18 protein-coding genes are annotated in these 16,063 nt (G+C 55.0%); 6 read left to right on the top strand and 12 right to left on the bottom strand.

Features of this window, described 5'->3' with window-relative positions:
- Nucleotides 1-161: 161 nt before the first annotated feature.
- Nucleotides 162-1,262 carry an NAD(P)/FAD-dependent oxidoreductase gene (locus K1718_RS10240; RefSeq protein ID WP_265684321.1) on the top strand — a complete coding sequence of 367 codons (1,101 nt, stop codon included), beginning with the start codon at nt 162-164 and terminating at the stop codon, nt 1,260-1,262.
- Nucleotides 1,263-1,265: 3 nt separating this feature from the next.
- Here K1718_RS10240 and K1718_RS10235 read toward each other — a convergent pair whose 3' ends face one another.
- The 4 genes from K1718_RS10235 to K1718_RS10220 all read right to left on the bottom strand — a co-directional run bounded on the left by K1718_RS10235 (nt 1,266) and on the right by K1718_RS10220 (nt 4,436).
- A complete protein-coding gene (locus tag K1718_RS10235; protein ID WP_152500832.1) occupies nt 1,266-1,616 on the bottom strand; it encodes a ribbon-helix-helix domain-containing protein in 351 nt (116 codons plus the stop codon).
- Nucleotides 1,617-1,790: 174 nt separating this feature from the next.
- Nucleotides 1,791-2,384, bottom strand: coding sequence for a DJ-1/PfpI family protein (locus K1718_RS10230; protein WP_265684319.1), 594 nt, complete (start codon nt 2,382-2,384; stop codon nt 1,791-1,793).
- A 154-nt stretch (nt 2,385-2,538) separates the two neighbouring features.
- Nucleotides 2,539-3,306 (bottom strand): class II aldolase/adducin family protein, encoded by a 768-nt coding sequence (locus tag K1718_RS10225; RefSeq protein ID WP_265684317.1) that lies wholly within the window; start codon nt 3,304-3,306, stop codon nt 2,539-2,541.
- Nucleotides 3,303-4,436, bottom strand: coding sequence for a TauD/TfdA family dioxygenase (locus tag K1718_RS10220; RefSeq protein WP_265684316.1), 1,134 nt, complete (start codon nt 4,434-4,436; stop codon nt 3,303-3,305). The genes K1718_RS10225 and K1718_RS10220 overlap by 4 nt, the downstream gene beginning before the upstream one ends.
- Nucleotides 4,437-4,604: 168 nt before the next feature.
- Between K1718_RS10220 and K1718_RS10215 the strand changes: the two genes are divergently transcribed.
- The 3 genes from K1718_RS10215 (at nt 4,605) to ilvC (ending at nt 7,518) form a co-directional block, all read left to right on the top strand.
- Nucleotides 4,605-5,498, top strand: a complete 894-nt coding sequence (locus tag K1718_RS10215) for a LysR substrate-binding domain-containing protein (RefSeq protein ID WP_265684314.1) — start codon at nt 4,605-4,607, stop codon at nt 5,496-5,498.
- A 245-nt stretch (nt 5,499-5,743) separates the two neighbouring features.
- Nucleotides 5,744-6,394, top strand: a complete 651-nt coding sequence (locus tag K1718_RS10210) for a TetR/AcrR family transcriptional regulator (protein ID WP_152500828.1) — start codon at nt 5,744-5,746, stop codon at nt 6,392-6,394.
- A gap of 104 nt (nt 6,395-6,498) precedes the next feature.
- Nucleotides 6,499-7,518 (top strand): ketol-acid reductoisomerase, encoded by a 1,020-nt coding sequence (gene ilvC, locus K1718_RS10205; protein WP_152500827.1) that lies wholly within the window; start codon nt 6,499-6,501, stop codon nt 7,516-7,518.
- A gap of 64 nt (nt 7,519-7,582) precedes the next feature.
- Here ilvC and K1718_RS10200 read toward each other — a convergent pair whose 3' ends face one another.
- The 8 genes from K1718_RS10200 to K1718_RS10165 all read right to left on the bottom strand — a co-directional run bounded on the left by K1718_RS10200 (nt 7,583) and on the right by K1718_RS10165 (nt 13,439).
- Nucleotides 7,583-8,344 (bottom strand): helix-turn-helix domain-containing protein, encoded by a 762-nt coding sequence (locus K1718_RS10200; protein ID WP_265684310.1) that lies wholly within the window; start codon nt 8,342-8,344, stop codon nt 7,583-7,585.
- A gap of 46 nt (nt 8,345-8,390) precedes the next feature.
- Nucleotides 8,391-8,687 carry a putative quinol monooxygenase gene (locus K1718_RS10195; RefSeq protein WP_265684308.1) on the bottom strand — a complete coding sequence of 99 codons (297 nt, stop codon included), beginning with the start codon at nt 8,685-8,687 and terminating at the stop codon, nt 8,391-8,393.
- Nucleotides 8,688-8,689: 2 nt separating this feature from the next.
- Nucleotides 8,690-9,334, bottom strand: a complete 645-nt coding sequence (locus K1718_RS10190; RefSeq protein ID WP_265684307.1) for a class I SAM-dependent methyltransferase — start codon at nt 9,332-9,334, stop codon at nt 8,690-8,692.
- 111 nt (nt 9,335-9,445) lie between these two features.
- Entirely contained in the window at nt 9,446-10,348 is a 903-nt protein-coding gene (locus tag K1718_RS10185) for a D-alanyl-D-alanine carboxypeptidase family protein (protein ID WP_265684304.1), read from the bottom strand.
- 33 nt (nt 10,349-10,381) lie between these two features.
- The gene (locus tag K1718_RS10180) at nt 10,382-11,143 is read right to left on the bottom strand and encodes an ABC transporter permease (RefSeq protein ID WP_265684302.1); all 762 of its coding nucleotides are present in this window, start codon (nt 11,141-11,143) and stop codon (nt 10,382-10,384) included.
- A complete protein-coding gene (locus tag K1718_RS10175) occupies nt 11,140-11,631 on the bottom strand; it encodes a GNAT family N-acetyltransferase (protein ID WP_265684300.1) in 492 nt (163 codons plus the stop codon). Before K1718_RS10175 ends, K1718_RS10180 begins: the two co-directional genes overlap by 4 nt.
- Nucleotides 11,628-12,563, bottom strand: coding sequence for an ABC transporter ATP-binding protein (locus K1718_RS10170; RefSeq protein WP_265684298.1), 936 nt, complete (start codon nt 12,561-12,563; stop codon nt 11,628-11,630). The genes K1718_RS10175 and K1718_RS10170 overlap by 4 nt, the downstream gene beginning before the upstream one ends.
- 225 nt (nt 12,564-12,788) lie before the next feature.
- Nucleotides 12,789-13,439 (bottom strand): pyridoxamine 5'-phosphate oxidase family protein, encoded by a 651-nt coding sequence (locus K1718_RS10165; RefSeq protein ID WP_265684296.1) that lies wholly within the window; start codon nt 13,437-13,439, stop codon nt 12,789-12,791.
- Between the two features lie 422 nt (nt 13,440-13,861).
- Between K1718_RS10165 and K1718_RS10160 the strand changes: the two genes are divergently transcribed.
- Nucleotides 13,862-14,764 carry a pirin family protein gene (locus tag K1718_RS10160; RefSeq protein ID WP_265684294.1) on the top strand — a complete coding sequence of 301 codons (903 nt, stop codon included), beginning with the start codon at nt 13,862-13,864 and terminating at the stop codon, nt 14,762-14,764.
- A gap of 70 nt (nt 14,765-14,834) precedes the next feature.
- Nucleotides 14,835-15,989 carry a GNAT family N-acetyltransferase gene (locus K1718_RS10155; RefSeq protein WP_265684292.1) on the top strand — a complete coding sequence of 385 codons (1,155 nt, stop codon included), beginning with the start codon at nt 14,835-14,837 and terminating at the stop codon, nt 15,987-15,989.
- Nucleotides 15,990-16,063 lie beyond the last annotated feature (74 nt).

The raw sequence follows: 16,063 nt of genomic DNA, 5'->3' as shown, positions 1-16,063 counted from the left end.
TACAGCTCTCGTGATCTCAAACTAGCGGGAGCAAACCTGAAACGAGGGTCTCTCGGTGCTGTCTCTTATATGCATCTCGGGAGGCCCTTATGGGGTTCTCATTCAGCAACTGAATTCCGCCGGTGGCAGGCCTGAGTACCGATTGGAAAACAGGACCGGTCATGACAGATATTGAAACTCTGATCATCGGCGCAGGTGCGGTCGGGCTGGCTACAGCACGCGCACTGGCGCTTTCCGGCCGTGAAGTCATGGTTCTGGAAAGACATAGCCTGATCGGATCTGAAACCAGTGCCCGAAATTCCGAAGTCATTCACGCAGGGATCTATTACCCGACCGGCAGCGTGAAAGCGCGTCTTTGTGTTGACGGAAAACACCAGCTTTACGAGTTCTGCGTGGACAATGGAGTTGGCCATGAGCGTATCGGCAAATTGATTGTCGCCGCGCATGATGCGCAGCTCGACGAACTTCGGAAAATCAAACAGAAAGCCGCGGAGAACGGGGTACGCGATCTCGTTTTTGTCGACCGCGACGAACTGCGTGAACGGGAACCGGCTCTCAACTGTTCCGGGGCGCTCTGGTCACCATCTACCGGTATCATAGACAGCCATGCCTTCATGTTGGCATTGCAGGGCGGTCTGGAGGCAAGTGGCGGTCAGGTGGTTCTGAACACAAATGTCACCAGCATCGAAGCGGAGCTCTCTGGCGGATACCGTGTCCACATCGAAACCGAAGACGGGGAAACCTACACCCTCACCTGCAGGGAGCTGATCGTTTCTGCCGGACATGGCGCACCAGGTCTGATGCAGGCATTTCCGGAGGCCATGCCGCCCAAGGCCTATCTGGCCAAAGGCAACTACTTCAAGCTCCAAGGAAAAGCGCCCTTTTCAACGCTGATCTATCCGGTTCCCGAGCCTGGCGGGCTCGGCGTTCACCTAACGCTGGATTTGCAACATCAGGCACGTTTCGGCCCGGATGTGGAATGGGTCGAAGAGTTTGACTACGTTGTCGACCCAGCCCGCGGCGACCGGTTTTATGGAGCCATCCGCTCCTATTGGCCTGACCTTCCGGACGGCTCCCTGGTGCCCGACTATTCTGGCATAAGGCCAAAAATCGCCGGTCCAGGAGAACCAGCTGCGGATTTCAGGATAGAAGGACCGCAATCGCATGGTCTTCATGGATTGGTTGCGCTTTACGGTGTTGAATCCCCAGGGCTGACGGCATCGCTTGCGATCGCTGAGGAAGTGAAAGTCCGTCTCAACTGAACGTCAGTGAACTCTTTCACTTTCCGCTTCCAGAATGCCATCGGCGTCCAGTGCGGCGATCGGAAGTCGCTTGTCGGAGGGAACATCTCCGGACAGTTGCAAGGCAAGGTAGCGCCCACAGCAAACACGCAAAAAACTCGTGAAATTGCCAAGGTCATGACCGGCATCGATGCTCTCGTGATGCAGCTTGGTAATCAGCTGAACCACATTCATGCCGTCTCTGGCAGCGATTTCTTCCAAAACGCTCCAGAAGAATGTTTCAAGACGAACCGATGTCACCATGCCGTCAATACGCAGGGACTTGGTGCTGCTCTCCCAAAGAGCCGGATCGGCTTCAATAAAGAGTTTGCACATATTCTCCTCCAGCTCGCTCTGCAATCACGCTTTCAGGCTGACACCGCGCGGGTGTCTCAATCCAAACGCCAAATTGGAACTTATTCAACGCTTCAGGCTAAGAGTACTGTCTCGTGAGAAATATCCCAAACACGTCTGATGCAGACGTGTTTGAGATCCTTACCTGTGCCGTTGTCAGGCGGCCAGTGTTCCAACTGAAGAACCGCTTAGGACAGCATGAAACTGGGCTATCCAGGCAGGATGAGCCGGCCATGCCGGCGCGGTGATCAGATTGCCATCCGTTACAGCTCCGTCGATGGCAATATCCGCATAGGTCGCTCCGGCAAGCTCTACTTCGGGACGGCATGCCGGATAAGCCGATACCGTGCGACCTTCAACAACCTTGGCGGCCGTCAGGATCTGTGCCCCATGGCAAATGGCGGCAACCGGCTTGGCCGCGTCCATAAAATGCTTCACGGCGTCAATGACCTCAGTTTCGAGGCGCAGATATTCAGGCGCTCTGCCGCCCGGTATCAACAGTGCGTCATAGTCGGCAACGTTCACGTCTGCAAAAGTGGCGTTCAGGGTGAAATTATGCCCGCGTTTTTCCGTATAGGTCTGGTCGCCTTCAAAGTCATGAATGCAGGTAGCCACCGTTTCTCCGGCTTTCTTTCCCGGACAGACGGCGTCAACGGCATAGCCCATTGCGAGCAACGTCTGAAACGGTACCATCGTTTCATAGTCTTCGGTAAAGTCTCCTGTGATCATAAGGATCTTCTTCGCGCTCATGCTTCATCCTCCATCAGCAAACAACGATGGAAAAAGGCTAGCAGGCAAAGCAATTGTGCGGGTATTACGGGAGTACTACACGCCAGTTTTTTGCAAACAGGACCTTGCAGACGGCATCGCAACCAATGCCAAGCGGCTGCAAAAAACTTGGAAATCAATCCCGATAGTCAGGTTCTGATCGATCCAATTCCCGTTTCCAGTAGTCGAAATGAGCGTAGCCCATTCCAACATACGGTTCCCATTCAGCTGCGGTTTTGGCCGCCAGATTTTCTGACATCACAGCCAGCGGCTGACCTGTTGCATATGCCTTCAACAGCGTCTCGGCGGCTCTCTCGAAAAAATAGAGGCTCTCAAATGCTTCGGGAACTGTCATTGCAGATATGGAAATGCCGTGATTGCCCATAATCAGCACAGGTTTGTCTGCAAGGGTTTCGGCAATCCGGCGCCCTTCTTCAGCTTCATCCGCCATCCCGCCAAACCCAAGATCGATGGCAACCTTACCGAAAAATCGAGCGGTGTTGAGATCAATCGGCTTCATGCTCGGGTCCTGCAGCGTTGCCAGCGCCGTCGCATTCGGCGGATGACAATGAAACAACACCCGGGCGTTTGGGTTCATACGGTGAACGGTTCCGTGAATGCACCAGGCAGATGGATCCGGCGCATTGGGCCCTTCCATGACGGTGACGTCATGAGCATCGAGAAGGACAAGGTCGCTTGCACTCACCTCGGAAAAATGCCGCCATTTCGGGTTCATCAAAAACTTTGAACCGTCCTCAGACACCGCCGCACTGAAGTGATTGCCAACGGATTCGTGCCAGCCGAACCTGACCGCAAGGCGGAATGCCGCCGACAGGTCTTCGCGCAGTTCCAATTCGCTCTGGCGTGCCTTGCCGCTGAAATCGACATCGGAGACAACACTCATTCCATCCGTTCCTTCTTCCCCTCAAGCACCCGATAGATGGACCTTAGTTCGCCGCGATCGGTGTAACAGCCCCGCAGATGCCGGTCCCCGCTGTTTGCCGAATACTCCGCGCGGCCGTGTACAATCCGGTGATTGTCAAAAACGATACACTCGCCAGCTTTCAACCGGAACTGCATCATGTATTTTTCACGGCGCATCATCTGCCCGAAGCGGCAGAATGCCGGGTAAAACCGGTCTAGTTCCTGCTGAGGCAGGTCAAACATGTCAGCGTGATGCTGGCTGATGGTAACGCCGGAAATATTTCCGTATTCATCGAGTTCGATCACACGCTGCCGGGAGCGCATGTCGAACCGTTCATGCTCGCAGAAATAGGGTACGTCAGTCGCAACCAAGAGTTCAAAGTCTTCTGGAAAGGCAAGACGAAAGTCTTCCGCCACCGCCAGGCCATCGACAAAGAGACTGTTGCCTCCTTCAACGGTGTTGGCACGGCAGTGAAGAAACTGGATCCCGGGCGCCAGGTCTTCGTCTGGCAGGTCTGTATGCAACGGCAAGGCCTTTGATGTGAAAGCCAGATTGGTGGGTTTGATGTGGGTTTTGACCTCAAAGACCTGGCCAAAATAACTTGGCCGGACGTGACCGATCAGGCTGGCCGTGTCCAGAAGAGCCGCATCCGTATCGGGCAACCCCGTCAATAGCGCAATGCCATCGGTGAGCATGGCTTTGGCCCAATTGCGAAGCTCGGTTTCACCTTCCGTCAGTCGGCTGTAAGAAAATCGGGCCATACGGCCATAGTGATCGGCGAACCAGGGAGATCTGCTCACCTTCGCCACATCTGCCCGCTTTTCACCCTTGGCGTAGTTCGCCAACAAAGACAATGGCATGCGTGTGACATGATCTGTTCCTGCCCAGGCAATTTCCAGCACGCCGCCCGAAATTGCCGCCGAAACAGCCCTTGGTGCTTCCACCTCCGCGAAAATATCAAAGGCCCGTTCCCGGGTTTCGTGATCGAAGGAACTCGGGCAATTGTCTCGCAGCCAGAAGTAGTTGAAATAGGCTGTTTCGCCGGTTTCAAGTGGCACATCCATGCCTCGTTCTTTCAGCAACACGCCGGTTTCGCCGGTTCCGAGCATTTCGATCGCTCCTTAACTTAAGGTATCTTGTCACTTCATACGGACAACGGGAGCAGCTGAAAATCTCAGTTTTCCCATAACTCTTGGGAAAGGTGCACTTGAGGATTTGATTTGAAAAGACGATAAAAATGCAAGTTAATTTAATCCGTAGCTTAAGATAAGGCACATATGGATCGACTTCCACCTCTCAGACTGCTGCACGTCTTCGAAACAGTCCACCGAACCGGAAGCCCCAGCCGCGCGGCAAGGGAGCTCAATGTCTCCCTGCCTGCGGTCAGTCAGTCATTGAAGCAACTTGAAGATCATGTCGGCACATCTTTGCTGGACCGAAGCACAAGGCCGGCAGGTTTTACGGAAGCTGGCGAAATCCTCTTGAACGCAGTTGTTGAAAACAGAGAGAGGCTGACCGACGCTCTTGAGGACATACGGGCACTGACAAACGCCACCGGCGAAGCCGTGACGCTGGCCTGCACGATCGGTTTTGCCACTTATTGGCTGATGCCACGATTGGAGGCCTTTTACCTCGATCACCCCGACCTAGCCGTCAACGTTCAATCAACTTCGCAGGAAGTGCCGCGTCTCGGTCCGGGGGTCGATATTGCCATGCGCTACGGCGACGGTGCCTGGAGTGATGGTTCTGTGGAATTGCTTTTTGAGGAGAGCATCGAACCTGTCTGCGCACCTGAATACCTTGAACGGATCAAGGCCGACGATGGCAGCCTCGCCTCTTCCTTCCTGATCCATGTGGAGACAGATGATCGGCGATGGGTCTCCTGGCCCGACTATCTGAACAGAACCGGACTTAGGGCTGCAGGTTCAGCCAAAGGCCTCCGGTTTTCAAACTACGTCCAGGCGGCACAGGCCGCGCTTTCAGGGCATGGCATCATGCTCGGCTGGCGCTCGATCACGGGTGACTACTCCGAAAGAGGATTGCTGGTACCAGCCGGACTACCTCCACTCACCCCGAAAGACGCCTATCACGCGGTCCTCTCACATCGCAGCCGCAACCATGAGAAAGCAGAGCTGGTCGTTTCCTGGCTCAAGCAAGTGGCCACTCGATAACCCGAAGACCTTGCTCGACTTAGCAGGCCGGAAGCAGTGTCTTTGTGAACCTGTCGACGATCATCGCCCGGTGCCTTCACCGTCCACGCGAAGACCACCTGACTGCCATCGAGCCTGAGTTTCCAATTGGTGAAAATCCCTCTTGACCAACTCAGCAGGCTTTGCCATAACCTCACCCGAACCGTACCGTACGGTTCTCGCCTCGGATCTATCAGGAAGAGCCTCTGAAGGCCACATTCAGTCCCATGCCAGCAGCCGCCTACGACATTGCCACATCCCGCCCGGACGCCGCGCCAGAATTTTCGCCGCGCCAGCAGGTCGTGTTGCAACATGCGCTGACGCTGTTGGTGGATGGCGGCGAAAAGGCCCTGACGACTGCAGGATTGGCCCGGACGGCAAGCTGCTCCAAGGAAAGCCTTTACAAGTGGTTCGGCGACAGAGACGGCCTGCTGGCAGCTGTTGTCGCTTTCCAGGCCAGCCAGGTGCAATTTCCGTCAGAAGCAGGAGCAACCGCTGACGCGGAAACCTTTCGTGCCCATGTCTCCTCCTTTGTGGAGGCACTGCTCGGAGTGCTCTTTTCCGAAACATCGCTTGCACTCAACAGGCTTTCGATCGGTCAAAGCAACACCAACTCCAACCGGCTCGGTCATTTGCTGCTCGTGCGCGGGAAGCACATGATTTCGTCCCGTGCGCGCACCATGCTGGAAAGCGGTCGGCGCCACGGTCTACTGAAATTCGACAGCGCTGAAGACGCTTATCAGGTGCTTTATGGCCTGGCGATCCGCGATGTTCACATTCGCCTGCTGCTCGGTGAAACCGCAAGCCCCGACGAGCAGGATCTCAAGACACAGGCCGAGACGGCAGTCGACCGCTTCTATCGTTTGTTCGGAGCGTAAGCAGCGACACTCCAGACTTCGGCCTGAACAAGTTCAAAAGACAAAGACCGGGTCAAAACCCGGCTTTAACTAGCAAACGGAATGCAAACGGGAGAAAGGAACCCATGCGCGTTTATTACGATCGTGATGCAGATATCAATCTGATCAAAACCAAAAAAGTCGCCATCATCGGTTACGGCTCACAAGGCCGTGCCCATGCCATGAACCTCAAGGACAGCGGTGCAAAGGAGATTGCGGTCGCATTGCGCGCCGGGTCGACGACCGCGCTGAAAGCGGAAGCCGATGGTTTCAAGGTCATGACAGTGGCGGAAGCTGCTGCCTGGGCCGACCTCATGATGATGGCAACGCCGGACGAGCTGCAGGCCGATATCTATCGCGACCACATCGCAGACAACATCCGCGACGGCGCTGCGATTGCGTTTGCACATGGCCTCAACGTTCATTTCGGCCTGATTGAGCCGAAATCCACTGTTGACGTTCTCATGGTCGCTCCGAAGGGCCCTGGTCATACAGTGCGCGGCGAATACGAAAAAGGCGGCGGTGTTCCGTGCCTGATCGCAGTCCACCAGGACGCTTCCGGCAATGCGCAGGATCTTGGCCTGTCCTATGCCTGTGGTGTTGGCGGCGGTCGCTCGGGTATCATCGAGACAACGTTCAAAGAAGAGTGCGAGACAGACCTCTTCGGCGAGCAGGCCGTATTGTGCGGTGGTCTCGTTGAACTTATCCGCGCCGGTTTCGAAACCCTGGTCGAAGCAGGTTACGCACCTGAGATGGCCTATTTCGAGTGCCTGCACGAAGTGAAGCTGATCGTGGACCTGATCTACGAAGGCGGCATCGCCAACATGAACTACTCCATCTCCAACACAGCGGAATGGGGTGAATACGTCACCGGACCGCGCATCGTGACTGCCGAAACCAAAGCGGAAATGAAGCGCGTGCTGGAAGACATCCAGAACGGCAAATTCACTTCCGAGTGGATGCAGGAGTACCGTGCAGGTGCTGCCAAGTTCAAGGCAACACGTCGTCTGAACGACGCGCACCAGATCGAGGAAGTTGGCGAAAAGCTGCGCGGCATGATGCCGTGGATCAAGTCCAACGCGCTCGTCGACAAAACCAAGAACTGATCAAAGCCCCATCGACAGCCAAAGAGAAAGCCCCGTTGATTGCAGCGGGGCTTTTTTGTGCCTCCTATTGGCTCGTATTGAAACTGGCACGATATGACGACGGCGTTTTGCCGGTCAGCTCCCGAAAGGCAGCATTAAAGGCCGACAGGCTCTGATACCCTTGCGCAAAAGCGATTTCCGTCACCGGCAGGTCCGTCTGAGACAAGGCTTCAACCGCGCTGATAACCCTCAGTTTTTGCAGGCACTGGCGCCAGGTCATGCCCAGTTCGTCAGACAGTTTTCTCGCCAAGGTCCTCGGGCTCATCGCAACAAGGGCAGCCAATTCCTCGAATGTCGGAGGGTTCGTAAGAGACTGCTCCGTCAGATCCAGAACACGCTTGACCGCTGCCGACCGTGGTGCCGGCATGGAAAGACGGCTCGGCGTTTCGGAAAGCTTCCAAATGACAGAGGCAAGAGTGCCGAAGAGACCCTGAGCATAGCTCGAAAGGGTGTCTTCGGTTTCGCTCCATTGGGCGCATTCCAAGACCAGTTCCCGTGCCAGTGGTGTCATTTCAAACACGCTCAGGACATTAGGCGGCGCTGGAACAAACGCTTTTGCAAAGAGCACTGACCGGCATTCTATCTTCACAGGCAAGGAGATCTCGATTGGTTTGTCAGCCGTGATGAGGGCAGCCCTTGCCGGCGGCTGAGACCATATGGTCCCTTCTGCTTCCAGTCTCAGTCCCCCGCTCACGGAGTAGAGCAGATAGTGCCTGTCAAACTTGAATTGCTGTTTCGGTGCCGGGCCAAAACACTGTGCAACGGAATAGGCTGGAAGCTCTGTCATGCAAACTACCTTATCGCGAAGTCGCGAACACGAAAGTCTGAAGGCGTCACGTTTCCAGAGGCGTTGCCCGATAACGGCGACTGGAGGGTGCTGAAGTCATCAAAGGGCGAAGCACCGCACCGATCTTCGCGAAATCTTCGGATTTGAGATAAGCCTCAAATCCAGCTTCGTCCTGCCATTCATGCACGATGCCGACATGACTTTCGCTGACAGGGTCGCAATAGGGTCGAAAGGTTCGGCACCTCGGCATCGCGGTGACCGTTTCAGCTTCATCCAACAAAACCTGCAGAGCCTCCTGTCGGCGCGAGGGATCCACCGTGAAATCAACTAGTGCTACCAGCATGATCAACTCTCCAGAATTTGGCCCGAAAACGGATCCTGATTGACGACGCGGCAGGCCGAATAAGCATGGCTGCAGCGCGCCGGAACACCATTGGGGAAACGATGCACTTCGATGGACTGGAACCCCGCGCGACGAAGCAGATCACAAACGTCATCTTCGTGATACCAACGGTGGCGCCACCGCAGCCAGATGAACCATTGGCAGATGTGAGGTTTGCTTACCGAAAGGACCAGGCGGCCGCCGGGCTTGAGAAGTTCAAGAAGGTGTCTGAGCCCGTGCTCGGGATCTTCAAGATGCTCCAGCACGTGGGCACCGAGGATCAGGTCGTAGGTCTTGTCCGAGGTCAGTTCGTCCAGGCGCACCGGCAATGATCGCTGCTTGCGTCCAGCTAATCGCAATCGTTTGCGTGCCTTTTGCAGCATGGTCGATGACGGGTCGACAAGCGTCAGCGACCTAGCTTGACCGGAGACTTCAAACAGGGCGGCTGCAAAATCGCCGCAGCCTGTGCCGACGTCACATACGTCCTTGTCGTGCACTGTCAGGCCAAGCTTGGAAAACAGAAAACGATAGGCAGCCGGAAAACCCAGTCGTTCCAGGGTTAAGGCCCACCGATCGGCTCCCTTCTCGTATCGCTCTGCCAGAGTCATGTGCATTTCCCTCGTGAAAACGGAGGGATCTTGCAATGCCGAGATGAAGTTCACCTCCTGCGAAGGGACAAATTTGCGCTGTGACCTGCCAAATTTATCGACGTCGACACGTCAGAAATTGGCTTCGATCAACCGGGTCACTTCCTGGTCACGTGCAGCTTCGCTTTTCCCGCCGATCACAACGACGATCAACTGCTTTCCGCTTCGTCTCGCCGTAGCGACAAGATTGTAGCCGGACATCCGGATATAGCCGGTCTTCAAACCGTCGACACCCGGAACCTTGCCAATCAGATTGTTGGTCGCTCTGAACGTCCGGCCGTTGTAGCTGAAGGATTTCTGACGATAGTAGCTGGAATATTGCGGAAACCTTCGCTTGAGAGCGAGCCCGAGTTTTGCCATGTCACGAGCACTCGTCACCTGCGCCGGATCCGGAAGCCCGGTTGCATTGACGAAACGCGTCTTTCCCATTCCAAGCGCACGTGCCTGCTGGGTCATCTGCCGTGCGAAGGCCGCTTCGCTGCCTGCGATATTCTCCGCAACGGCAACCGCAACATCATTGGCCGACTTTACGGCAAGCGCGCGTGCAGCCTGTTGAACGGTTATCGTTGAGCCTGCCTTGAGGCCGATCTTTGCAGGAGGCTGCGCTGCCGCATTTGCGGAAACTTCAAGCGGAGAAGACAGGGAGTAACGACCATCTGAAACTGCTTCGAACAGCAGATACAGCGTCATCATCTTGGTCAGCGATGCAGGATACCGCGGCGCGTCGGCATCGACATCATAGAGCTGTTCACCCGTTGCCGCATTCAGCACCAACGCAGAAAAGCCGCGTTCGACGGCCGTTGCCGGTGCATAGCTGATGACAGGCAACGAGGAGCTCTGGACGGATGCAGACGCCGCGGCATTCGTTGCAGGCGATGGTGCCTGCGATGACGGCCCCTGAGCGGTTTGACAGCCGGCGAGAAATCCCGCCAGCAGAACCACGGATGTCTTTTTAACGAAAGAAGACCAGAGCATTGTTTGTCTCACGCATGACCGGCGCTTTCCTGCCTAGGCTTTCAGACGATAGCCGGTCTTGAATATCCAATGTACGACGGCCAATGAGCCGCCCAAAAAAATCATGGTTGCCAGCAAAGACAGCCACAGGCTGACATCCGCCTGTCCGTAAAAGCTCCAACGGAATCCGGAAATCAGATAGACCACCGGATTGATGAGGGTCACTTTTTGCCAGAACTCCGGCAGCATATTGATGGAATAAAAGCTTCCGCCAAGAAAAGCCAGTGGCGTCACGATCAGGAGTGGTACGAACTGCAGCTTCTCGAAATTGTCTGCCCAGATACCAATTATGAAACCGAGAAGTGCGAACGTAACCGCTGTCAGAATGAAGAAGGCCACCATCCAGATCGGATGCTGGATCTCAAGATCCACAAAGAAGTTGGCCGTGATCAGAATGATCAACCCGACAATGACTGACTTGGTTGCCGCAGCCCCAACATAGGCGACGGTAATTTCCAGGAAAGAAACAGGCGCTGACAACACTTCAAAAATCGTGCCCGTAAAGCGCGGGAAATAGATGCCGAAGGAAGCGTTTGAAAGGCTCTGCGTCATGAGCGACAACATGATCAGGCCGGGCACGATAAAGGCACCGTAGCTGACACCATCAACTTCGGTTATGCGAGAACCGATAGCAGCCCCGAAGACCACGAAATAGAGCACCGTGGAGATCACCGGCGAAATCACACTTTGGAAGACGGTCCGTTTGGTCCGCGCCATTTCCGAAAGGTAGATGGACTTGACTGCTTCAAAGTTCATGCGCTGGCCCGCCCTCTCTGCAGCTCCAATTCCATCCTTGGCAAGGTACGTCCGGGAATGGATCCGGACGGTGTCCGCCCGACAGTTTTAAACCCCATGCGCGCATAAAAAGGTTCCGCGAAGGGGTCAGCATCCAGGCCAATACGCTCCAGCTTCAGCGAATTCGCCTGGGCATGAAGTTCATCAAAAAGCGCTCGGCCGACACCTTTGCCCTGACAACTCGGGTCAATGAAACACGTTTCAAGTTCGCCAGTTGCCCCATCCTCTTCAACGGACAGACGAATGCAGCCGGCAAGCTTTCCGCTACTGTCCTCGGCCAACCAGAACTCCGTGCCGGTTATCCAGCTGTCTCTGACCGTCAGTTCTTCGGTACACTGCGCCATGAAATCATCGTCATAGCCGTTGGACTGCTTGGAGCGCAGGCAAAGATCTGTCAGGGCGTCCCGGTCTTCAGCTTTCGCGCGTCGGATAGAATAGTCCGTCATCATGCTTGGTCCCGATTTTCTCTAACCAGCCCGACAAATATGTCTTCCAGTGACGACTGGTCTGTCTGCAAGTCTTGAAATCTCACGCCGGCGCTCGCCAGGTCCGTCAACAACGACGTGATACCCGTGCGTTCTGCGTGAGTGTCATAAGTGTAGGTCAGACTGGTCCCGTCATCCTCGAGAACGAGTTCGTAGCCTTTGAGTTCTTCAGGTATTGCGTCAAGGGGTTCGGAAAGACTGAGTTTCAGCAGCTTGCGACCAAGCTTGCGCATCAACTCCTGCTTTTCCTCAACCAGGATGATTTCCCCCTTGTTGATCACCCCTACTCGCTCGGCCATCTGTTCGGCCTCTTCGATGTAGTGCGTGGTCAGAATAATGGTGACGCCCTTTTCCTTGAGCTCGCCGACGATCCGCCACATGTCATGACGCAACTCCACATCGACACCCGCAGTTGGTTCATCGAGAAACAGGATCTTGGGTTCATGCGCAAGGGCCTTGGCAACGAGCAGCCGTCGCTTCATGCCGCCCGAGAGCGCCATGATCGGATTGTCCTTTTTGTCCCAAAGCGTGAGGTCTTTCAAAATTCGCTCAATGAGCGCCGGGTCTCTTTTCAGGCCAAATAGACCACGGCTCATCGCAACAGTGTCACCAACTATTTCGAATGGCGCGGTCGGCATTTCCTGTGGAACCAGACCGATCAACTGCCGAGCGGCCCGGTACTCCCTGATCGCATCGTGTCCGCCCACCTGGATACTGCCTCCGGTTGGCTGAACGAGACCGCAAATTGTGCTGATCAAGGTTGTTTTTCCGGCACCATTGGGTCCGAGCAACGCAAAGACCTCGCCCTGACTGATATCAAGCGAAACGGACTTAAGTGCCTGGAAGCCACCCTCATAGGTTTTTTCCAGGTCTCGGACGGAGAGTATTGGTGACATGAAGACCTAAACCGGAACGAACAGTTCAGTTTTGACCGGATGGCCAAAGACGAAGCACCCTCGCATGTGGGCAGAGCCTCCGCAAGATGCAAGGCATCCCGTTCGATGATCGGCTGCCAAAGGCGCTACCCGCTTGTTATACAATGCTGTCGTCGATTGGGCATGAGCATTGGAAGAAACGTGAAAACCCGACCGCTCCGAAGCTCTGACACATGTGGACCGGGGCTAGTAAAGCGTCCTTTTGTAGTCTTCTTCCAATTTGTCGTCCAAGGCCTTCATTTCCCCAGCATCGTCCGGCGCCCCGGTTGTCTGATCCATTATGATGTTGATCAGCGACGGCATTTCGCTTCTGTCCTGAAACTTGGACGGATCCCACAAATGCGATCTACGAAACGCCTTGGCACAGTGCATGAAGACCGATGTCACCTTGACCACAATCGCGACCTTGGGCACGCGGTCATTGATGCTCATGGCTTTGAGCAGCTCAGGGTCGACAACAAGGGTGGCTGTGCCATTGACACGCAAAGTGTCATCAAAACCCGGGACCATGAACAGCAAGCCCACACTCGGGTTCGCCACAATATTGCTCAAGCTGTCTAGGCGATTGTTTCCCGGTCGATCTGGAATCGCCAGTGTTTCCTGATCCAGGACCCTCACAAATCCGGCGGGATCCCCTCGCGGGCTGACGTCAGCTCTGCCATCCACGCCCTGCGTTCCCAAACAAAGGAAAGGCGAGCGGCTTATAAATTCTCGTGCATGTTTGTCGAGCCTCGTCTGGCACTTTTGAATGGCAAGCTCGTGTGTTGCGGGAAAGAGCTCGCGCAGAGACGTTTCGTCCCGAACGATGAAATCCGGATTGACCGAGAATTGCTGCATTTTCCCTCCCCTATGTGACTTCAATGCCTGAACGCATGCGATAGAATCAATTCGCTGCGAGCTCTGATCACCGAATTAGCAGGCAAATCGAAATCTGACGCCAGCATTTGCAATGCACTCAACGTGCCTAGCGTCAGCAATGAGGTACGTTCCTCATTCTTGACGACATTGTCAATCCCTTTAGCTGAAACAGGCGTTTTGATCTCAAATGGTCCCAAGTATCAAAAACAAAAAGTTCCTGATGTGAATTCTGTTTCCGACGGTTCAATAGACACACGATAGCCCGCTGAAACCAGCAGTACCTTCAGCAAGCAATTGCACTGTTTCCTGGACTTGAACACTGCGTTCGTTGGCCGGCTATGGGAATTCAGTCGATTGTCTCTATTTTCGGTGTGAGAAAATTCAACTCGGGAATTGTGATCATGTCAGTCCGTCCAGTCACTCATATCGGTGGAACGCAGTCGACGCTTGAAGGCGCAGGTGTCAAGCTTGAGCGTGTCTTCGGATTTCAGGACCCGGAAATGCTGGATCCATTTCTTCTGCTGGACGATTTCCGCAATGAAAGGCCTGAGGATTACCTGGCCGGTTTTCCCTGGCATCCGCATAGAGGCATTGAAACCATCACCTATGTTCTCGCCGGAACTGTCGAACATGGAGACAGCCTCGGCAATACCGGCCACCTGGGTGCGGGCGACGTCCAGTGGATGACTGCAGGCAGGGGTATCATGCATCAGGAAATGCCCACGGGCGACGACAGAGGCCGCATGCACGGCTTTCAGCTCTGGGCCAACTTGCCTTCGTCTTTGAAAATGACAGAACCTCGCTATCAGGATGTCGCGGCGAAAGAGATACCTGTTGTCGTTGACGACGACGGCACGTCCGCGCGGATCATCTGCGGCGAGTTTTGGGGCAAACGCGGCCCGGTAGATGGTATCGCCGCGGAACCGCAATACCTCGACATTCATGTGCCTGCGGGACAAAAGAAACGTTTAAAAGTTGACACTTACAAGCAGACTTTTGCCTATGTCTTTGAAGGCTCTGGAACGTTCGACGGGGCCTCGGAACCCTTTGGCGTATTGACTGAAAAGGAATTTGGAGGCGAAGAACTCAAGATCCGGGATCAGACCGGCAATCGGTCACTCGTTGTTTTCGGCAGCGGTGATGAGATCTGCGTTGAGGCAGGCGATGAAGGTATTCGTTTCCTTCTGGTTTCCGGTGCCCCAATCAAGGAGCCCGTTGCGTGGCACGGCCCAATTGTGATGAACACGCGCGATGAATTGGTGCAAGCGGTTTCCGAACTTCAGAACGGCACGTTTATTCGATAAGGATCGACCTGCCTTGTAACGTTCACATTATCTGGCTAGGGCTGTCGGGTAGACAACCAACCGGACAGCCATGCCCTTAAAACTCAGAGCCGCAACCAGAGCCGATGCCTCGGCTCTCACCGACATTCTGCACAGCGCCAAGGCGTCCTGGGGATATCCGGACGACAAGATGGCTGAGTTCAGAAAGCACTGGCTCATCACCGAAGAGATTATCGACAATCAATATGTCACTGTCGCCGAAAGGAATGGCAGCCCGGTTGCCTTTTCGGGTCTGGCGGCACAAGACAAAGACACGTTGTTGGTTGACTATCTCTTTGTCGCCCCGCAGGCCCAACGTCAGGGCATCGGGGATCTTCTGCTGACCAGAGCACACGACCGTGCCCGCACGCTTGGGTTATCCAGACTTTACCTGGAAGCAGACACACATTCCGAGGCGTTCTATGCACGGCAAGGCTTTGCGACCATTGCAAAACGGCCGAGCGAAATGTCGCCAGGTCGCACTATACCCATGATGGAAAAGCATCTGCAGTCTCCGGTGCATGCCGTCCGCGGAGTGGATCTGAGCCTCTCCCCCGATAACTGGGCCTTCGAACAGGCAAATGAAGCCGCAATCGCTGAACACTTTGAAGAAGCAAAGAAGCGAATTGGCCTGCTTTGGAACGGCCGCACCTTGAAACTGACCAACTTTTCCTTTGAAGACGGTGTATTCAAGGGCAGTTGCACAGAGTGTTCATATTCCGCTTTTCTTGCCTGGCGCGATTGGGGAGCACCCGATCCCTCCGCTTACAACGTCTTTGGCTCAGCCATCCTGAGGTCGGCTGACGGTGCTCTGTTGTTTGGCGTAATGGCTGCTCATACGGCGACTGCTGGCGCAATCTATCCGCCCGGCGGCAATCTCGACCCGACTGACCTGTCACCAGAAGGCAAAGTAGATGTCGTCGGAGCAATTTACCGGGAGTTGGAAGAAGAAACCGGTCTGAACGGCAAGGACGTCACGGCTGGAGACGTTCTGATCGCCTTTGATGGACCACGTATTTCCATTGCCCGGATATTCGATCTCGATCAGCCCGCCGAAGAATTGCGTCGCTCGATCATGCGCTTTTCGGACAGCACGGAAGAACGTGAATTGGCAGATATCAGGATCATTCGCGAACGGGCCGATCTGAATGATCCTGCGGTCGTGTCCTATGCACGTGCGTTTGCAGAGCATCTGTTGCCTGAATGAACGCCCGCAACGGCCAGATCCGGGCAACCCTTTGTTCACCAAGAATGGGCACTAATCACTGGCGGGACTTGCTG

This window comes from Roseibium porphyridii, from assembly GCF_026191725.2.
Taxonomy (GTDB): Bacteria; Pseudomonadota; Alphaproteobacteria; order Rhizobiales; family Stappiaceae; genus Roseibium; species Roseibium porphyridii.
Note: the sequence above shows the minus strand (reverse complement) of the source record. Positions and strands in the feature narration are given on the sequence as shown.

What these genes read in the sequence shown, in the direction of transcription:
- K1718_RS10170 (WP_265684298.1), bottom strand. Translation starts at nt 12,563, where the DNA reads ATGTCACCAATACTCTCCGTCCGAGACCTGGAAAAAACCTATGAGGGT.
- K1718_RS10160 (WP_265684294.1), top strand. Translation starts at nt 13,862, where the DNA reads ATGTCAGTCCGTCCAGTCACTCATATCGGTGGAACGCAGTCGACGCTT.
- K1718_RS10180 (WP_265684302.1), bottom strand. Translation starts at nt 11,143, where the DNA reads ATGAACTTTGAAGCAGTCAAGTCCATCTACCTTTCGGAAATGGCGCGG.
- K1718_RS10230 (WP_265684319.1), bottom strand. Translation starts at nt 2,384, where the DNA reads ATGAGCGCGAAGAAGATCCTTATGATCACAGGAGACTTTACCGAAGAC.
- K1718_RS10235 (WP_152500832.1), bottom strand. Translation starts at nt 1,616, where the DNA reads ATGTGCAAACTCTTTATTGAAGCCGATCCGGCTCTTTGGGAGAGCAGC.
- K1718_RS10215 (WP_265684314.1), top strand. Translation starts at nt 4,605, where the DNA reads ATGGATCGACTTCCACCTCTCAGACTGCTGCACGTCTTCGAAACAGTC.
- K1718_RS10155 (WP_265684292.1), top strand. Translation starts at nt 14,835, where the DNA reads ATGCCCTTAAAACTCAGAGCCGCAACCAGAGCCGATGCCTCGGCTCTC.
- K1718_RS10185 (WP_265684304.1), bottom strand. Translation starts at nt 10,348, where the DNA reads ATGCTCTGGTCTTCTTTCGTTAAAAAGACATCCGTGGTTCTGCTGGCG.
- K1718_RS10225 (WP_265684317.1), bottom strand. Translation starts at nt 3,306, where the DNA reads ATGAGTGTTGTCTCCGATGTCGATTTCAGCGGCAAGGCACGCCAGAGC.
- K1718_RS10175 (WP_265684300.1), bottom strand. Translation starts at nt 11,631, where the DNA reads ATGATGACGGACTATTCTATCCGACGCGCGAAAGCTGAAGACCGGGAC.
- K1718_RS10210 (WP_152500828.1), top strand. Translation starts at nt 5,744, where the DNA reads ATGCCAGCAGCCGCCTACGACATTGCCACATCCCGCCCGGACGCCGCG.
- K1718_RS10165 (WP_265684296.1), bottom strand. Translation starts at nt 13,439, where the DNA reads ATGCAGCAATTCTCGGTCAATCCGGATTTCATCGTTCGGGACGAAACG.
- K1718_RS10195 (WP_265684308.1), bottom strand. Translation starts at nt 8,687, where the DNA reads ATGCTGGTAGCACTAGTTGATTTCACGGTGGATCCCTCGCGCCGACAG.
- K1718_RS10240 (WP_265684321.1), top strand. Translation starts at nt 162, where the DNA reads ATGACAGATATTGAAACTCTGATCATCGGCGCAGGTGCGGTCGGGCTG.
- ilvC (WP_152500827.1), top strand. Translation starts at nt 6,499, where the DNA reads ATGCGCGTTTATTACGATCGTGATGCAGATATCAATCTGATCAAAACC.
- K1718_RS10190 (WP_265684307.1), bottom strand. Translation starts at nt 9,334, where the DNA reads ATGACTCTGGCAGAGCGATACGAGAAGGGAGCCGATCGGTGGGCCTTA.
- K1718_RS10220 (WP_265684316.1), bottom strand. Translation starts at nt 4,436, where the DNA reads ATGCTCGGAACCGGCGAAACCGGCGTGTTGCTGAAAGAACGAGGCATG.
- K1718_RS10200 (WP_265684310.1), bottom strand. Translation starts at nt 8,344, where the DNA reads ATGACAGAGCTTCCAGCCTATTCCGTTGCACAGTGTTTTGGCCCGGCA.